Raw genomic sequence first — 16,043 nt, forward strand, 5'->3', positions numbered from 1 at the left:
GTGTCGGTGCCGGCGGCAAATGGCCGGCCGGCACCCATCTTAACCGAGCGATATTACGACCGCCTCGTCCGTTTGTACGGTCGTCTACATTTCCCGCCCGGCCCGTTCGGGCTGCCGGGCCATCAGCGGCAGGCCGGCCCGCGCCTGCCAGGCTTCGTAGGCCGCATGGAGCCGCCAGCCCGATTCCAGGTCGCGCATGCCCAGCAGTTGCGCCACGGCGGCCGGCGTTGCGCCAGCATCGAAGTGCATCGCACCGCACGTGTTGCGCAGCGTCTGCGGCGATGCCCGCTCGCTGCGCCCGGCCAGCACGCCGGCTTCCTCCAGCAGGATCTCGACCCGCCGATAGACCGACGCCGCGTGCATGGGCCGGCCGTTGGCCATGGCCGGGAAGACCAGGTCGCCGAGCGTGTCGGCGGCCGCCCGCAAGGCCAGCCACTGGCGCAGCGGCGCGCGGGCAAAGCCGAACAGCGGCACCGTGTACGCGCGGCCGTTGTCGGGCCGGACCATGCGGATCGACATGGCACCGTCGTTGACCCGTTTGATGGACTCGATGCGCAACGCGCGCACCTCGGCCACCTTGAGCCCGCCGCCCAGCAGCACGGCCAGCAGCGCCACGTCACGCGCGCGCTTCCACGCCGTCGGCGAAATGCCGTCCTTGCCAGCCTTGCCGTCGCGCTCGGCCGGCAGCCCCGGCGCGAGGATGCGCGCCACCAGCAGGTCACGCTCGCCGGGCAGCAGGAAGGCGGTCGGATCGTTCTCGCCCTCGGCCAGATGCGACTTCACGGCCTGGCTGGCCGGGTTGTGAAGGTTCTGCTGCAGCGAGGCCAGGTGGTGGAAGATCCGCTCTATCAATCTGGCGTAGCGATAGCGATGGCGCTTGTGCAGGTCCTGGGCGTCCAGGAACGCGCCGATCTGGGCCGCCGACCATTTCAGCGGCGGCAGGCCCTGCTCGCCCGACCAGCGCAGCAGCTTGCCCCACATCGCCCGGTAGACGACGGCCGTGCCGGGCCGAAAACCATGGTGCGCCAGCCAGCCATCGAACGCGCGTTCGGGCTGGCCATACCACGCCGCCAGGTCGGCGTCGAACAGGTCGTCGGACACCGGCTTCGGCCCTTTGGCCGGGACACCGTCGGTCGCTGGGTGAGTCACCACTGATCTCCTGCTTGGCGCGTCGCAATCCGCTCATTGTAGACAAAGCGCCACTGGCAGCCGGACGCCTGCGCGGAAATGTCCTGCCAACAAGTTGCACGATGCGCGGGCACCGTGATACCTTGCCAGCCATCATGCAACTGGTTGCATAGTTGCATTCGCTCCGATGACCCCGAAGGAACCGTCATGGCCATTCCCGCCCTGCTGCAAAACCTGTCGCTGCCGGCCGTCTGCTCGCCGCTGTTCATCATTTCCAACCCGGACCTCGTGATTGCCCAGTGCAAGGCCGGCGTGGTCGGCTCGTTCCCGGCCCTGAACGCCCGGCCGGCCGAGAAGCTGTCGGAATGGCTGGACCGCATCACGACCGAACTGGGCGAGCACGACGCCAAGCACCCGGACCGTCCCGCCGCTCCGTTCGCCGTGAACCAGATCGTGCACAAGTCGAACGACCGGCTCGAACACGACCTGGAACAGTGCGTGCGCTACAAGGTGCCGATCGTGATCACGTCGCTGGGCGCGCGCGCCGAGGTCAACGACGCCGTGCACGGCTACGGCGGCATCGTGCTGCACGACGTGATCAACAACAAGTTCGCCCGCAAGGCGATCGAGAAAGGTGCCGACGGCCTGATCGCCGTGGCAGCCGGCGCGGGCGGCCATGCCGGCACGCTGTCGCCGTTTGCGCTGCTGCACGAGATCCGCGAATGGTTCGATGGCCCGCTGCTGCTGTCGGGCGCCATTGCCAGCGGCGACGCGGTGCTGGCCGCGCAGGCCGCCGGCGCCGACCTGGCCTACATCGGCTCGGCCTTCATCGCCACGCTGGAAGCCAACGCCCAGGACGCCTACAAGCAGATGATCGTCGACAGCACGGCCGACGACATCATCTACTCGAACCTGTTCACCGGGGTGCACGGCAACTACCTGCGCGAAAGCATCGTGCGGTCGGGCCTGGACCCGGAGGCGCTGCCGACGTCGGACGCCTCGGCCATGAACTTTGGCTCGACCCGCGTCAAGCCGTGGAAGGATATCTGGGGTGCCGGCCAGGGCGTGGGCGCCATCAAGCGCGTGGTGCCGGCCGCCGAGCTGGTGCGCCGGTTTGTGGAAGAGTACGCGCTGGCCCGCCGCCGCCTGGGCCTGGCCCCGGCCGAAGCGGCCGCCCGCGCCGCCAGCGTGGCCTGATCCCGCTCACCCTAGCTGACTGGCTCACTCGCTTGCCCGCGCCGGCCATGCCGGCGGCGGGCGCCAGCCCCACCCGGTCTCAGCCGGGCTTGCGGAGCATCGGCAGCAGTTCCCGCCCCCACTTCACCCAGTCCTCCTGGAACCGGATGCCGCGCATCAGCAGCGCGTACTGGATCTGCTGGCGCCGGTCCAGCGTCCCCGCGAAATCCTTGCTTTCGATGCGCCGGTAGAGCGCCAGCCGCTCCTCGTGCAGCGCGATCAGCCGCAGCATCTCCTGGTCCAGCCCCAGCGGCCCGATTGCAGCATCTGCACGTAGCTTGACCAGAATTTCCTCACGCTGGTCCAGCCCGGCACCGGGCGCCAGCACCCATCGCACCAGTTCCTCGCGGCCGGCCGGCAGCACGTAGTACACCTTCTTGCGGCTCTTCTTCTCGCTGCTGCCGGCGGCGTCCGCCGGCTCGGCCACCGGCGCCTCGCGCGCGGGATCTTCGGCCGAGATCCAGCCCAGTTCGGCCATGCGGCCCAGCTCGCGGTAGATCTGCTGGTGCGTGGCGTGCCAGAAGTAGCCGATGGACTTGTCGAACCGGCGCGCCAGGTCGTAGCCCGACGATGGCTTTTCGATCAGGGAAATCAGGAGCGCGTGCTGGGTCGACATTCGCCGGAGCGTCCAGTGAGCCCGGTTGGCATGGAGATTGCTGCCTAGTGCCGGGAATGTTCAGGGTGGCGCTATGGTAACCCGCAAGTCGGGGCCCGTCATGCCGTTAACCCCTTGGACGCGCCGAGCGGCTGGCCACGAAGGGAGACATCTTCCGATATCGACCGCCCCGGTGGAATTCTGAAATATGACAAGAAAGTCAATTGTCCTGAAACTGATTTAAAAAAATCGAAATGGCTTTTCGCGACCGCCTGCAATACATTCCAGACATTGTTACCCGCATGCGCGCGCCTTTTGTTTGCCGGCCCAACGTTCAGCGCCATGCGTCTCAAGGGAGTCGTCGATGAACGCAAGACCGGAAATTTCCGAAGGCACGTCGGCGGGCGATATCTCCGCCTCCGTCAGTGCGGCGCGCGCCCGTGCCGGTGCCGCGCCGATTTATTACCGGCTGCCGGACACCCCGGACGGCCATCACATCAAGGAATACGCCAGCGGCCTGCGGCAACTGGTGCGCTTTGTCGGCGTGGAAGAACAGGTCGTCAAGTACAGCCTGTTCTGACCTGGTACCCGCCGACGGCGCCAACGCTTGTCTCCTCCTGTCCTCCACGGACCTGGGATTTAAACCCGCGATGATCTCGCGGGTTTTTTTTCGCCCCGACGCGGCGCCCAATGCAAAACGGCCGCCGGGCAAGGCACCCGGCGGCCGTTTCAGTACAGCAAGCTACGTGGGGACGGATCAGTCCACCGTCGCGCCCGACGCCTTCACGACCTTGGCCCACTTGGCGGCCTCGGACTTCATGAACGCGGCCAGCTGGGCCGGCTTCTCGGGGTTGGCTTCGGCGCCCTGCTCGGCCATCTGCTTCTTCACTTCCGGCATGGCCAGGATCTTGACCACTTCGGCGTTCAGGCGGTCGACGATCGGCTGCGGCGTGCCGCCGGTGGCGTACAGCGCGAACCACGACGTGGCTTCATAGCCCGGCACGCCGGCTTCGGCCACGGTCGGCACGTCCGGCAGCGCCGGCGAGCGCTTGCCCGACGTCACGGCCAGCGCGCGCAGCTTGCCAGCCTTCACGTGCGGGTACGACGACGGCAGGTTGTCGAACATCAGGCCGATCTGGTTGCCCAGCAGGTCATTCACGGCCGGGGCGCTGCCCTTGTACGGAATGTGCTGGATGTGCAGGCCGGTCATCGAGTTGAACAGCTCGCCCGACAGGTGCATCGACGAACCGCTGCCCGACGAACCGTACGACAGCTTGTCCGGGTTCGCCTTCACGTAGGCGATCAGTTCCTTGATGTTGTGGACCGGCACCTTCGGGTTCACCACGACGATGTTCGGCACCATGGCCACGCGCGTGATCGGCGCGAAATCCTTGACCGGGTCGAACGGCAGCTTCGAGTACAGCGACTGGTTGATCGCGTGCGTGCCGATGGTGCCCATGAACAGCGTGTAGCCGTCGGCCGGGGCCTTGGCGGCCAGCGACGCGCCGATGTTGCCGCCGGCGCCCGGACGGTTGTCCACCACCACGGACTGGCCCAGCGCCTTGCCCAGTTGCAGGCTGACGATACGCGCCAGGATGTCGGTGGTGCCACCGGCCGAGAACGGCACGATCATCGTGATCGGCTTGGTCGGATAGTTGCCCTGCGCCTGCGCGCCCGTCATGACGGCAAAGCCGGCGGCCATGGCCACGCCAGCGGCCAGCAGGCGTCTGCGCGCCTTCGAGGTTTGGTTGATGATGCTCATCTTGTGCTCCAGGAGTTTGATGCACGCCCGACGGCCCCGCCGCGGGCGCAATGCTTGTGTATCGCTATTCCACCCCGTGCCTCGGGGCGGGCAACTTATACGGGCGCCACCCCCAGCGTGGTTCCGCCGCAGACGTACAGCACCTGTCCCGTCACGAAACCATTCTCGGGGGCGAGGAAGAACAGCGAGGCACGCGCCACATCTTCCGGCGTTCCCATTCTCTTCACGGCGATGCTTGCCAGGATGCGCCGTGTCTGTTCGCTGCCCTCCGGATTGCTCCGTCGGAACAGCTCGGTGGCGATGGGACCCGGTGCCACGGCGTTGACGGTGATACCGTCGCCGCCCAGCTCCATCGCCAGCGTTCGGGTCATGCCAACCAGCCCGGCCTTGGCCGCGGAATACACCACGCGCTCGGGCTTGCCCAGCGCCGCGCGCGAGGCCATGTTGACGATACGTCCAAAGCCGGCCGCGCGCATCGCGGGCAGGCAGGCCTGGGTCAGCAGCATCGTGGCCTGCAGCGTCAGGCCCACGACATAGTCCAGATCGGCCGCCGTGGCCGTGTCGGCCGTGCCGGGCCGCGTGGCGCCGGCGTTGTTCACGAGCCGCGTCACCGCGAACTGCGCGGTCACCTGCTCGCCCACCGCGCGCGTGGCGTCGGCATCGGTCAGGTCGGCCTGGAAGAAGGTCATGTTGGGGTGCGACCACGTCGGCGCTGCATAGTCGACATTGATCACACGGGTCACGCCGTCGGCGAGCAGCATCTCGGCAATGGCACGGCCGATACCGGAACTGGCGCCAGTCACAAGCGTGGCAACGGGAAGGGACATCTCGATACTCCGCACCGGCCGCCCAGGGCGCCGGGTCAGTCAAAAAAGATGCGGCCGGACCGGCGAGCCCGTCGGCCTGGCCGCAATGCTCTACCTCGTTGGGGAAGAGACACTACCTGGACTTCCCATCCGGGTTAACGGCAGGAAGCGAGGGGAAGTTGAGTGGTCTCAGGGCCAGCTCAAGACCCCCAATTACCTCAAACCCGCTCGATCACCATCGCGATGCCCTGGCCCACGCCGATGCACATCGTGCACAGCGCAAAGCGGCCGTTGGTGCGTTCGAGCTGGTACAGGGCGGTGGTCACCAGGCGCGCGCCGCTCATGCCCAGCGGGTGGCCCAGGGCGATGGCGCCGCCGTTCGGGTTCACGCGCTTGTCGTCGTCGGCCACGCCCAGTTCGCGCAGCACGGCCAGGCCCTGCGCCGCGAACGCCTCGTTCAGTTCGATCACGTCGATCTGGTCCAGCGACATGCCCAGTTGCTTCATCAGCTTCTGCGTGGCCGGTGCCGGGCCGATGCCCATCACGCGCGGTGCCACGCCGGCCGTGGCCATGCCGACAATGCGGGCGCGCGGCTTCAGGCCGTGCTGCTTCAGGCCCGCCTCGCTTGCCAGCAGCAGCGCGCAGGCGCCGTCGTTCACGCCCGACGCATTGCCCGCCGTCACGGTGCCGTCCGGGCGCACCACGCCGCGCAGCTTGGCCAGCGCTTCCATGCTGGTGGCGCGCGGGTGCTCGTCACGGTCCACCACGATCGGGTCGCCCTTCTTCTGCGCGATGGTGACCGCGGTGATTTCCTGGGCCAGCGTACCGTCGGCCTGGGCGCGCGACGCCTTTTCCTGGCTGCGCAGCGCCATCAGGTCCTGGTCCTCGCGGCTGATCTTGTAGTCGGTGGCCACGTTCTCGGCCGTCTCCGGCATCGAATCCACGCCGTACGCGGCACGCATGGCCGGGTTGATGAAGCGCCAGCCGATGGTGGTGTCGAAGATCTCGGCTTGGCGCGAGAACGCCGACGTGGCCTTGCCCATCACGAACGGGGCGCGGCTCATGCTTTCCACGCCGCCCGAGATCATCAGGTTGGCTTCGCCCGACTTGATCGCCCGCGCGGCCGTGCCGGTGGCGTCCATGCCCGAGCCGCACAGGCGGTTGATCGTCGCGCCCGGCACTTCCTGCGGCAGCCCGGCCAGCAGCAGCGACATGCGCGCCACGTTGCGGTTGTCCTCGCCCGCCTGGTTGGCGTTGCCGAAGATCACGTCGTCGATGGCCTTCCAGTCCAGGTTGGCATTGCGGGCCATCAGGGCCTTCAGGGGCACCGCGCCCAGGTCGTCCGCGCGCACGGCCGACAGGCTGCCGCCGTAACGGCCGATGGGGGTGCGGATGGCGTCAACGATGAATGCGTCGCTCATGTTCTGTCTCACTCGTCTGGGGTGGATATCAGGCGGCTACGGCCTGCTTCAGGGGCACGCCGGTCAGGCGTTGCAGTTCGTCGAACGACAGGCCGTCGACCAGGTCGCGCGCCACCAGGCCGTCCGGCGTCACGTCGATGGTCGCCAGGTCCGTGTAGATGCGGGTCACGCAGCCGATGCCGGTCAGCGGGTAGGTGCACTCGGGCACGATCTTGCTCTCGCCCTGCTTGGTCTGGTGTTCCATCATCACGAACACCTGCTTGGCGCCGATAGCCAGGTCCATCGCGCCGCCCACGGCGGGGATGGCGCCGGGCGCGCCGGTGTGCCAGTTGGCCAGGTCGCCGCGCTCGGACACCTGGAAGGCACCCAGCACGCAGAAGTCCAGGTGGCCGCCGCGCATCATCGCGAACGAATCGGCATGGTGGAAGTACGAGCCGCCGGCCTTGATCGTCACCGGCTGCTTGCCGGCGTTGATCAGGTCGCCATCTTCCTGGCCGGCCGCGGGCGCGGGGCCCATGCCGAGCAGGCCGTTCTCGCTGTGCAGCAGGATCTCGCGGTCGGCCGGCAGGTGGTTGCCGACCAGGGTGGGCAGGCCGATGCCGAGGTTCACCACGGCACCTTCCGGAATGTCTTTGGCCACGCGGGCGGCCATCTGGTCGCGGGTCAGGCGTTGCATGTCTCTATCTCCTTCTGCGCTCAGGCGGCCTTGGCGGCGGTGCCGCCGACCTTGACCACGCGCTTGACGAACAGGCCCGGCGTGACGATGTGCTCGGGGTCCATCTCGCCCAGTTCCACGACGTTGCTGACCTGCACGATGGCGCACTTGGCGGCCATCGCCATGATCGGGCCGAAGTTGCGGGCCGTCTTGCGGTAGGTCAGGTTGCCCCAGCGGTCGGCCGTGTCGGCCTTGATCAGCGCAAAGTCGGCATGGATCGGGCTCTCGAACACGTAGCCCTGGCCGTCGATGATGCGCGTTTCCTTGCCTTCGGCCAACGGGGTGCCGTAGGCCGTGCGCGTGAAGAACCCGCCGATGCCGGCACCGGCGGCGCGGATGCGCTCGGCCAGGTTGCCCTGCGGCACCAGTTCCAGCTCGATCTCGCCCGCATGGTAGAGCGAATCGAACACGTACGAATCCACCTGGCGCGGGAACGAGCAAATGATCTTGCGCACACGCTTGGTCTTCAGCAGCGCGGCCAGGCCGGTGTCGCCGTTGCCGGCGTTGTTGTTGACGATGGTCAGGTCGCGCGCGCCCTGGGCGATCAGGGCGTCGATCAGTTCGGCAGGCATGCCCGCCAGGCCAAAGCCGCCGATCAGGATCGTGGCGCCATCGTGGATGCCGGCCACCGCCGCTTCCACCGAGTCATATAGCTTGTTGATCACTTGCGTTCCAGTACGGAAGGGTCCGGCGTCGCACCGGAGCTGGCCGCAAGATGGGCGGCACGCAAAGTCGTCTCCGGGCAGGCTGCGCGAACGGGCGTCCCGAGGATTTCCAGGACAGGGTCCAACAATCTTGCAGTTGTCTTGATGAGCCGTCTTGCGGCGGCCTATGTGAAAGGTCCGCGATCAAACCGTGGAGCGATCGTACAGCTAACGTACAGCGCTGTTCGCTATACGAACTCCAATTCGCAGAATGAACAAAGGTTACCGCCCCCGCCCGCGTCCCGCAATAAGGGTTGGCGCGACGAGGGCGATAATCGGACACGGGACGTTTTGCAGCGCAGCAATCAGGGCAGGCGCAGCACCGCCTGGCTGCCGGCCACGCCGGGGCGCACTTCGAGCCGCACGTCGATGCGCTCGCGCAACTCCGCCACATGCGAAATGATGCCCACCAGCCGCCCGGACTGCTGCAGGTCCAGCAGCGTGCGGATGGCGAAGTCCAGGCTCTCCGGATCGAGCGTGCCGAAACCTTCGTCGACGAACAGCGTGTCGAGCTGGATGCCGCCGGCGCGCGACTGCACCACGTCGGCCAGCCCCAGCGCCAGCGACAGCGACGCCAGGAAGCCCTCGCCGCCCGACAGCGTATTGGCCGGCCGCGTGACCCCGGTATCGTGGTCGAACACCTCCAGGTCCAGCCCGCCGGCCATGCGCTGGTCGCCCTGCTCGCGCACGCGCTGCAGCGCGTAGCGGCCCCGGCTCATGCGCAGCAGCCGCAGCGACGCCGCCTCCAGCACCTCGTCCAGCAGCGTGGCCAGCACAAAGCGCTGGAACGTCATGCGGCGCGGATTGTTGCCATTGGCCACTTCCGACAGCCGGCCCAGCACCGCGTAGCGCGTTTCCACCTCGCGGCCCTCGGCGGCCAGCGATTCCACCTGGCCCTTGCATTGCAGCAGCGCATCGCGCGCGGCCGCCACCTCGCTGCGCTGGCGGATCGCGTTTTCCAGCCGCACCGCCGCCTCGTCGCGCGCGGCCAGCAGCGCCGGCAGGTCGGGCAATGGCAGCGCCTGGGCAAGCGCGGCCGTGCGGGCGCGCCATTCGGCCGCCCGGGCAATCTCCACGTCGAACGCGCGGATCGCGTCGTCCAGCGCGGCCATCTCGGCCTCGGGCAGGAAGGCGGCGGCGTAGGCCGCGTCGTCGTCGAACCCGGCCGCGCCCATGGCCGATGCCAGGGCGGCCTCGCGCTCCTGCACGCGGGCGTCGGCCTGCGTGGCGTTGTCGCGCGCCGATGCCAGCGCGGCCGCCGTGGCCGCCTGCAACGCCACCGCATCGCGCTCGGCACCCTGCGCGGCCTGCAAGGCCGCTTCCAGCGCGCCCGATTCGCGGCGCGCCGCCTCGATCGCCACGGTCATCGCGTCGGGGTCGCGCGATGCCTCGGGCACCTGCGCGCAGTGGGCCTGCCATTCGCCGTCCAGCCGCGCGTGCTCCTGCGTGGCGGTGCGCACGGCCACGTCGGCCGCCTGCGCCGCCGCCTCGGCCGCCTCGCGCGCGGTGCGGGCCTGGGCCAGTTGCTCGCCCAGCGTCGCCGCGCGCTGCGCGGCCTGTGCGGCGCGTGCCACCGCCTGCGCCAGTTCGGCGATTTGCGTGTCCAGCGCCTGCGCGCAGGCGGCCGAGACATCGCCGGCCGCCTCGGCCAGGTCCGCCAGCCGCGCCTCGCACTGCGCCACCTTCGCCCCGGCGTCCTGGCAGGCGGCCGTGGCCTGCGCCAGGCGGTCCTCGTCGCGTTGCAACGCCAGCCGCGCGGCATCCAGGTCGTCGTCGCTGACCAGCGCCAGCGTCCGCTGGGCCAGTGCGGGATGGTCCTTGCCGCCGCAGACCGGACATGCCTCGCCCCGCTTCAGGCTGCCGGCCAGCCGCGCGGCCTGGCCGTGGCGCCAGTCCACCTCGGCCTGCCGTACGGCGACGCGCGCCGCGTCGCGCGCGTCGGCGGCGCTGCGGCGGGCCGCCTCGTGCGTGGCCAGCGCGGCGCGCAGCGGCGCCAGTTCGGCTTCACGTTGCCGATACCGGGCCACGCGCGCGGCACGTTCGCGCGCCTGCGCCAGTTGCAGCTCCAGCGCCTGCAGCCCGGCCGCGTCGTGGCGCGCCTGTTCGAACCGGGTTTCGCACGTCTTCAGCGTGGCGGCGGCGGCCCCGAACGCTTCGATCCGCTGCGTGCAGACCGACTGCGCCATCGCCAGCGCGGTGCCGGCCTGTGCCACTGCGTTGCGCAGCACACCAAGCTTGCGGGCCTGCGGCAACAGGTGTTCGAGCGTGGCCACGGTGCGTTGCGCGGCGGTGCGGGCGTCATGGCGCGACAGCTCGGCACGCAGCGCGCGCGCGGCGGCTTCGGCCTGCTGCGCGGCCCGCGCGGCCGATGCCTCGGCCTGGGCCTGGGCGGCCCGGGCGGCGGCCTGGTCCTGCCGCGCCGCCTGCAGGTGCTGCACGGCCGGCGTGACCTGTGCCGCGCGGCGCGCCGCCAGCAGCCGCGCGCGGTCGGCATCGACGCCCGCAGCCCGGGCGGCCAGCACCGCGTGGGCGCCTTCGGCTTCCTGCCACGCCTTGATCTGGGCGTTTTCGAGTTCGCCCTTGCGCAGCGACGCCTGGGCGGCCTCGCTGGTCGCGCGCGCCACATCCTCGCGGCGCTGCAACTCGGTAAGCGTGCCCTGCAAGTCGTCGATGCGCGCGCCCAGCGCCTCCACCGACGCCATCTGGTGCTGGTCCAGCAGCGCCTTGCGGCGCACGGCGATGTCCTCCGCCTCGCGGCGGATGCTGGCGGCCTGCTCCTTGAGCTGCTCTTCCACACGCCGGTACAGCTCGGTGTGGAACAGCCGCTCCAGAATGCCCTGGCGCGCGCGGGAATCGGCGGTCAGCAGTTCGCGAAAGCGCCCCTGCGGCAGCACGATGACCTGCCGGAACTGGGCGCTGTCGAAGCCCAGCAGGTCGCGCACGGCGTCGCTGACACGGTTCGGCTGGCTCGCGTGGCTCTTCCACTGGTCGTCCAGCAGCACGTCCAGCTGCGCCTTGGCGGCCTCCTTGACGAAGCCGCCGGCCGCGCGCTGGCTCGGCCGGTCCTGCGTGGGCGAGCGCGTCACGCGGTAGTGCATCGGCCCCAGGCCGAATTCCAGCGTCACCTCGGTGCGCAGCGCGGGGTCGGCGTTGGCGCTGCGCATGTCCTGCGCGGTGCGCTCGCCGCCCGACGTGTCGCCATAGAGCGCAAAGCAGATGGCGTCGAGCAGCGTGGTCTTGCCCGCGCCGGTCGGGCCGTGGATCAGGAAGAACGCCTGGTCCCCGAGCCGCGTGAAATCGATGGTCTCCGTGGCGGCAAACGGGCCGAACGCCTGCAACTTCAGGTACAGCGGTTTCATGCCGATTCCCTTTCCGAAGCCTCCATGCCAGCCAGTAGATGGTCGAGCGCGCGGCGCTGGTCGCCGTCCAGGTCCGCGTCAGCGACCTCGCGGAAGAAATGCGCGAACAGCGTGCCGGTGTCCAGCTCGCGCATGCGGCGGCCGCTCTCGCCGGCCTGGCCGCTGCGCGCCAGCACGGCCCGCTCGATCGCCAGCGCGTTCGGGTACGCCTCGCGCAGCCGCGCCATCGGGTCCAGCAGCGCGCCGGCATCGGTCAGCACGGCATACACGTAGTCGTCGCGGCGCGGGTCGGCGGCGCCGGCCTGCACCAGGTGCGCCAGTTCGCCAGTCAGGATGCGCAAGTCCCGGCGCGGCTGCAGCGCGATGGCTTCGATGCGCACGCCGCCGTTCTGGTCCAGTTCCACCAGTGACACGGTCTTGTGGTGATCGGCTTCCGACAGCGAATACTTGAGCAGCGACCCCGCGTAGTGGATGCGCCCGCCGATGGTCTGCGGCCGGTGCAGGTGCCCCAACGCGACGAAATCGAAGCCGTGGAACAGGTCGGCGGCCACCGCGCCGCTGCCGCCCACCGACAGCGGCCGCTCCGACTCGCTGACCGCCCCGCCCACCACGAACGCATGGCCCACCGCCACGGCGCGCACGCCCGCCGGATGACTGGCGCGGATCGCATCGAGCTGCGCGCCCAGCGCGGCCTCGTGCGAGCCCAGGTCGATGCCCAGCGCGTCACGCACGGTGGCCGGCTCCGCGTACGGCAGCGCGTAGATCCGCACGTCGCCGTGGGCGTCGCGCAGCGTCACCGACGACGCGGCGGGGCCGGTGCGGCCGGCCACGTGCAGCCCGCGCGCCGACAGCAGCCGCGCGCCGAAGTCCAGCCGCTGCGCGCTGTCGTGGTTGCCCGCGATCATCACCACCGGCACGCCGGCTTCCACCACGATGCGCGCCAGTACGTCGTCCAGCAGCGACACCGCCTCGGGCGGCGGCACCGCGCGGTCGTACACGTCGCCGGCAATCAGCACGGCATCGGGCCGCACGTCGCGCACCAGCGCCACGAACTGGTCGAGCACGTGCGCCTGGTCCTCGATCAGGCTGCGGGCATGGAAGAGCCGACCCAGATGCCAGTCGGCGGTGTGGAGAAAACGCAATTCGGATCCTTCGGCGCGGTGGCGCAGGGAGCACGGCCGGGCCGCGCGGTCCCGCATCATAACGCCCGCGCGGCGGCGCCCGGCGCTCAGACCGGCTCCGCTTCGCTGTCGGCGATCTGGAACTTGCGCATCTTCTCCCAGAGCACCTTGCGGCTGATGCCCAGACACGCCGCCGTGTCCTGGCGCCGCCAGCCATTGGCATCGAGCGCGGCGATAATGCGGCGCCGTTCCTCGGCATCGCCGCGCGGGTCGCTGCGCTCCGTGCCATCGAACGCGCCGGGGCGCAGGCCGCGGAACAGCGGGCGGATGCGTTCCTCGTCCCACCCGCCGCACTGGCGCACCGTGATGCCCACGCGCTCGGCCAGGTTGCGCAGCTCGCGCACGTTGCCGACGAAGTACGCGGTGCCCACGGCGCCCTTGAGCCAGTCGGGCATCGGCGGCAGCGCGTCGTACGTGGCCGCGCCCATCATGTGGCGCAGGAACGATTGCAGCAGGCCCACCTTGTCGCCGGCGCCGCGCTCCTCCAGGCTCGGGATGCGCAGCTCGATCACGGCCAGCCGGAAGTACAGGTCGGCGCGAAAGCGCCCCTCGCGCACCGCCTCGCGCAGGTCCTTGTTGGTGGCCGCCACCAGCCGGAAGTCCAGCTTGACGGCCATCGTCGATCCCAGCCGCGTCAGCGCGTTTTCCTCCAGCACGCGCAGCAGCTTGACCTGCTGGAACAGCGGCAGGTCGCCAATCTCGTCCAGGAACAGCGTGCCGCCCGTGGCCTGCTCGAAGAAGCCCCGGTGCGCGAACATGGCCCCCGTGAACGCGCCCTTGGCATGGCCGAAGAATTGCGACTCGAACAGCCCGTCGGGGATCGCCCCGCAGTTCACGGCCACGAACGGGCCCTTGCCGTACTGGGCGTTGCGGTCGTGGAACAGCCGCGCGATGCGTTCCTTGCCCGCGCCGGTCTCGCCGTACAGCATCACGTTGCTGTCGAAGCCGGCAAACGTGTCCACCTGCTCCATCAGCTCCAGCATGGCCGGGGACTCGGCCACCAGGTCCGCCACGTCGGGCCGCGCCTCGGCGGCGGCCAGCAGTTGCGGCACCAGCTTGGCGATCTGATTGCGCAGGTCGGCCCCGTTGAAGTCGTGCGGCAGGATGTGCGCGTACTCGGGCGGAAAGCGGCCCGGGTCGTTGTCGCGGTCGGGCGCGCCCACCCAGATCACGGGCATGCCGTGCGCGGCCTCCCAGTCCAGCGTGAACTTGGCCGAGCCGATGGCCGACGCGCTGATCACAGCGATGCACGGCTTGACGCGCGCCTCGCCGGGCAGCGCGTCCAGCGCGCCGGCGCGGATCACCTCGGCGCCCAGCGGCGCCAGAAAGCGCGCCACGCGGTCGGCAATCTCGTACTGGCCTTCCCACACATAGACTTCAAGGCTCTCGTAGGCCCAGCGCTCTGCTTTCATGTTCGTTCAATACACAAGTTCTGCGTTGTTGCAGTCGATGCCGTTGAGCCAGACATCGGCATTGGCGATGTTGATGCCCAGCGTGGTCAGCAGCCAGCCGGCCAGCGTGCCGACCAGGCTGCTCAGCGGCGGGGCCAGCAGGTTCAGCAGTTCGTCGACCTTGGCATCGCCGCCCAGCACGTTGAGGCTCGGGTTCAGGTTGTTGAGCAGCCCGCTGATCGCCTGGTCGACGGCCGTGGACGTGAACGACAGGCGCGCGTGCCCTTCGGGCGCCAGTACGACGTCGGTGCCCGACTGCCGCTGCCGCGCGGGCGTCACCGGCTGCGCGGTGATGCTGGCCAGCCCCAGGCCCAGCCCGCTTACCCGCGCGATCTGGAACGGCGGCGCGCCGCTGCCACGGCAGGTGCGTCCATCGGTCGACAGACAGGCGTTGACCAGCTCGGACGAGACATTGAGCGTGGCCCGGCGCTGCGCCCGTGCGGCCGCGCATTGCACGCCGGTCAGGTCCGCGCGGGCCGTGGCGGCGCGCAGCAGCACCGGCAGGTCTACCTGGGCCGATGCCAGCCCCAGGTTGACCGACGCCTGCGCGGCCACCCGCACGCCCAGTTGCGCGGTGCTGGCCGTGGTGCGCCAGCGGCCGTCCGCCAACTGGCGCGCCGGGCCCACGGCCACCTGCGGCGGTTCGATGACGGTCAGCGCCGCCACCGCCGAGACGTTGACCAGCCCCGTGTTGAGGTTCAGGTTCGGCACGTTCAGCGCCACGGCATCGGTGCCGCGCGCCACATAGGCGGCCGTGGTCAGCAGCGACGCCACGTTGAGCCCCACCTCGGCCGCCGACGACGCAGCCGGCGTCAGCACGCCCAGGTCCAGCATCTGGCCCAGCGTGAAGCGCGTGCCGATGCCGTTGAGCCCGAGCTGCGTGGTGGGGCTGCCCAGCGCGGCGCCCAGCAGCGCCTGCCGACCGGCCGCGTTGAGCACCAGCGCGTAGAAATCCTGGATCGACAGTTGCGTGTCGAGCAGTTGCTGGACCGTGCCGGCACCGAGCTGGAGCTTGAGCTTGTCCAGCGTCACCGTGGTACTGGCCAGTCCGGTCCAGTCGGCCACGGAAAGACTGACGATGTTGCCCAGCAGCAGCCCCAACACGCCGCTGGCGCGGTCGAGGTCCAGCAGCCCGCTGCCGACCGCGAACGCCGCCACGGGCGGGCTGCCGGCCGCGATGGCCTCGGCGCGCAGTTGCCGCGACTGCCCCCCCGGCAGCACGAACAGCAGCGGCACCGTGCGCGTGGCCTGCACGCGCACCGCGTTGGGCGAAACCACCGCACTGTTGTAGCCGGCGCTGAAGTGCCGCACCGCGTCGCCATTGCCGGGATCGGCCGGGTCCCACAGGCCCAGGCAGGCACGCATGCCGTCGGCGCCGCCGGGCGCCATGTCGGCGCAGTTGGCCGCCACGGGCTGGCCGTAGCCGTTCTGGCTGGCCGCCGCCGTGACCGACGCCAGCACGTTGGCCGTGGTCGTGGGCAGGTCGTCGGCCCGCTTCAGTTGCTGGGCGCCCGACAGCGCGGCCAGGTCCACCGATTTCTGCAATTGCCGCTGCGTATAGAACACGAAGCCGACGTCGATCGACACCAGGGCGCCGATGGCGACGGTGGCGATCAGCACGGCGACCATCACGCTGATGGCGCCGCGTTGACGCGGAGGGCCGGCTCGCGCGCGCATGGCCGGTG

General features: G+C 69.9%; 14 protein-coding genes. 2 read left to right on the plus strand and 12 right to left on the minus strand.

Annotated features, from left to right (window positions below; genetic code table 11):
• Positions 1-84: 84 nt before the first annotated feature.
• The gene (locus tag EPAKOI_RS23440; RefSeq protein WP_423193845.1) at positions 85-1,149 is read right to left on the minus strand and encodes a tyrosine-type recombinase/integrase; all 1,065 of its coding nucleotides are present in this window, start codon (positions 1,147-1,149) and stop codon (positions 85-87) included.
• A gap of 186 nt (positions 1,150-1,335) precedes the next feature.
• Here EPAKOI_RS23440 and EPAKOI_RS23445 point away from each other — a divergent pair, with 186 nt between their 5' ends.
• Positions 1,336-2,325, plus strand: coding sequence for an NAD(P)H-dependent flavin oxidoreductase (locus tag EPAKOI_RS23445; RefSeq protein WP_124685943.1), 990 nt, complete (start codon positions 1,336-1,338; stop codon positions 2,323-2,325).
• 79 nt (positions 2,326-2,404) lie between these two features.
• Here EPAKOI_RS23445 and EPAKOI_RS23450 read toward each other — a convergent pair whose 3' ends face one another.
• On the minus strand, positions 2,405-2,980 hold the full coding sequence (locus EPAKOI_RS23450) for a PadR family transcriptional regulator (RefSeq protein ID WP_423193846.1): 576 nt from the start codon (positions 2,978-2,980) through the stop codon (positions 2,405-2,407).
• Positions 2,981-3,078: 98 nt separating this feature from the next.
• Complete coding sequence (locus EPAKOI_RS23455; RefSeq protein ID WP_423193847.1) at positions 3,079-3,303, minus strand: hypothetical protein; 225 nt, start codon at positions 3,301-3,303, stop codon at positions 3,079-3,081.
• A gap of 20 nt (positions 3,304-3,323) precedes the next feature.
• Here EPAKOI_RS23455 and EPAKOI_RS23460 point away from each other — a divergent pair, with 20 nt between their 5' ends.
• Positions 3,324-3,539 carry a hypothetical protein gene (locus tag EPAKOI_RS23460; RefSeq protein ID WP_124685941.1) on the plus strand — a complete coding sequence of 72 codons (216 nt, stop codon included), beginning with the start codon at positions 3,324-3,326 and terminating at the stop codon, positions 3,537-3,539.
• Positions 3,540-3,716: 177 nt separating this feature from the next.
• On the opposite strand, the gene EPAKOI_RS23465 is transcribed toward EPAKOI_RS23460, so the two are convergent.
• The 9 genes from EPAKOI_RS23465 to EPAKOI_RS23505 form a co-directional block, all read right to left on the minus strand.
• Complete coding sequence (locus tag EPAKOI_RS23465) at positions 3,717-4,721, minus strand: Bug family tripartite tricarboxylate transporter substrate binding protein (protein ID WP_124685940.1); 1,005 nt, start codon at positions 4,719-4,721, stop codon at positions 3,717-3,719.
• Positions 4,722-4,816: 95 nt separating this feature from the next.
• Positions 4,817-5,548 carry an SDR family NAD(P)-dependent oxidoreductase gene (locus EPAKOI_RS23470; protein ID WP_124685939.1) on the minus strand — a complete coding sequence of 244 codons (732 nt, stop codon included), beginning with the start codon at positions 5,546-5,548 and terminating at the stop codon, positions 4,817-4,819.
• 197 nt (positions 5,549-5,745) lie between these two features.
• Positions 5,746-6,948: a 3-oxoadipyl-CoA thiolase gene (gene pcaF, locus EPAKOI_RS23475; protein ID WP_124685938.1), complete on the minus strand. Its 1,203-nt coding sequence runs from the start codon at positions 6,946-6,948 to the stop codon at positions 5,746-5,748.
• 28 nt (positions 6,949-6,976) lie between these two features.
• Positions 6,977-7,624: a 3-oxoacid CoA-transferase subunit B gene (locus EPAKOI_RS23480; protein WP_124685937.1), complete on the minus strand. Its 648-nt coding sequence runs from the start codon at positions 7,622-7,624 to the stop codon at positions 6,977-6,979.
• A gap of 20 nt (positions 7,625-7,644) precedes the next feature.
• Positions 7,645-8,328 carry a 3-oxoacid CoA-transferase subunit A gene (locus EPAKOI_RS23485; RefSeq protein WP_423193848.1) on the minus strand — a complete coding sequence of 228 codons (684 nt, stop codon included), beginning with the start codon at positions 8,326-8,328 and terminating at the stop codon, positions 7,645-7,647.
• 344 nt (positions 8,329-8,672) lie between these two features.
• Positions 8,673-11,726 carry an AAA family ATPase gene (locus tag EPAKOI_RS23490; RefSeq protein WP_423193849.1) on the minus strand — a complete coding sequence of 1,018 codons (3,054 nt, stop codon included), beginning with the start codon at positions 11,724-11,726 and terminating at the stop codon, positions 8,673-8,675.
• A complete protein-coding gene (locus EPAKOI_RS23495; protein ID WP_124685934.1) occupies positions 11,723-12,868 on the minus strand; it encodes an exonuclease SbcCD subunit D in 1,146 nt (381 codons plus the stop codon). The genes EPAKOI_RS23490 and EPAKOI_RS23495 overlap by 4 nt, the downstream gene beginning before the upstream one ends.
• 86 nt (positions 12,869-12,954) lie before the next feature.
• On the minus strand, positions 12,955-14,319 hold the full coding sequence (locus EPAKOI_RS23500; protein WP_124685933.1) for a sigma 54-interacting transcriptional regulator: 1,365 nt from the start codon (positions 14,317-14,319) through the stop codon (positions 12,955-12,957).
• 6 nt (positions 14,320-14,325) lie between these two features.
• A complete protein-coding gene (locus EPAKOI_RS23505; protein WP_423193850.1) occupies positions 14,326-16,035 on the minus strand; it encodes a TadG family pilus assembly protein in 1,710 nt (569 codons plus the stop codon).
• Between the last annotated feature and the right edge of the window lie 8 nt (positions 16,036-16,043).

It is taken from the genome of Cupriavidus sp. H18C2 (assembly GCF_049393795.1).
Classification (GTDB): domain Bacteria; phylum Pseudomonadota; class Gammaproteobacteria; order Burkholderiales; family Burkholderiaceae; genus Cupriavidus; species Cupriavidus pauculus_C.

Bases quoted from the DNA above. Each gene is read 5' to 3' on its own strand.
- EPAKOI_RS23445 (WP_124685943.1), top strand. From the start codon at position 1,336: ATGGCCATTCCCGCCCTGCTGCAAAACCTGTCGCTGCCGGCCGTCTGC.
- EPAKOI_RS23450 (WP_423193846.1), bottom strand. From the start codon at position 2,980: ATGTCGACCCAGCACGCGCTCCTGATTTCCCTGATCGAAAAGCCATCG.
- EPAKOI_RS23455 (WP_423193847.1), bottom strand. From the start codon at position 3,303: ATGGCGCTGAACGTTGGGCCGGCAAACAAAAGGCGCGCGCATGCGGGT.
- EPAKOI_RS23460 (WP_124685941.1), top strand. From the start codon at position 3,324: ATGAACGCAAGACCGGAAATTTCCGAAGGCACGTCGGCGGGCGATATC.
- EPAKOI_RS23465 (WP_124685940.1), bottom strand. From the start codon at position 4,721: ATGAGCATCATCAACCAAACCTCGAAGGCGCGCAGACGCCTGCTGGCC.
- EPAKOI_RS23470 (WP_124685939.1), bottom strand. From the start codon at position 5,548: ATGTCCCTTCCCGTTGCCACGCTTGTGACTGGCGCCAGTTCCGGTATC.
- pcaF (WP_124685938.1), bottom strand. From the start codon at position 6,948: ATGAGCGACGCATTCATCGTTGACGCCATCCGCACCCCCATCGGCCGT.
- EPAKOI_RS23480 (WP_124685937.1), bottom strand. From the start codon at position 7,624: ATGCAACGCCTGACCCGCGACCAGATGGCCGCCCGCGTGGCCAAAGAC.
- EPAKOI_RS23490 (WP_423193849.1), bottom strand. From the start codon at position 11,726: ATGAAACCGCTGTACCTGAAGTTGCAGGCGTTCGGCCCGTTTGCCGCC.
- EPAKOI_RS23500 (WP_124685933.1), bottom strand. From the start codon at position 14,319: ATGAAAGCAGAGCGCTGGGCCTACGAGAGCCTTGAAGTCTATGTGTGG.
- EPAKOI_RS23505 (WP_423193850.1), bottom strand. From the start codon at position 16,035: ATGCGCGCGCGAGCCGGCCCTCCGCGTCAACGCGGCGCCATCAGCGTG.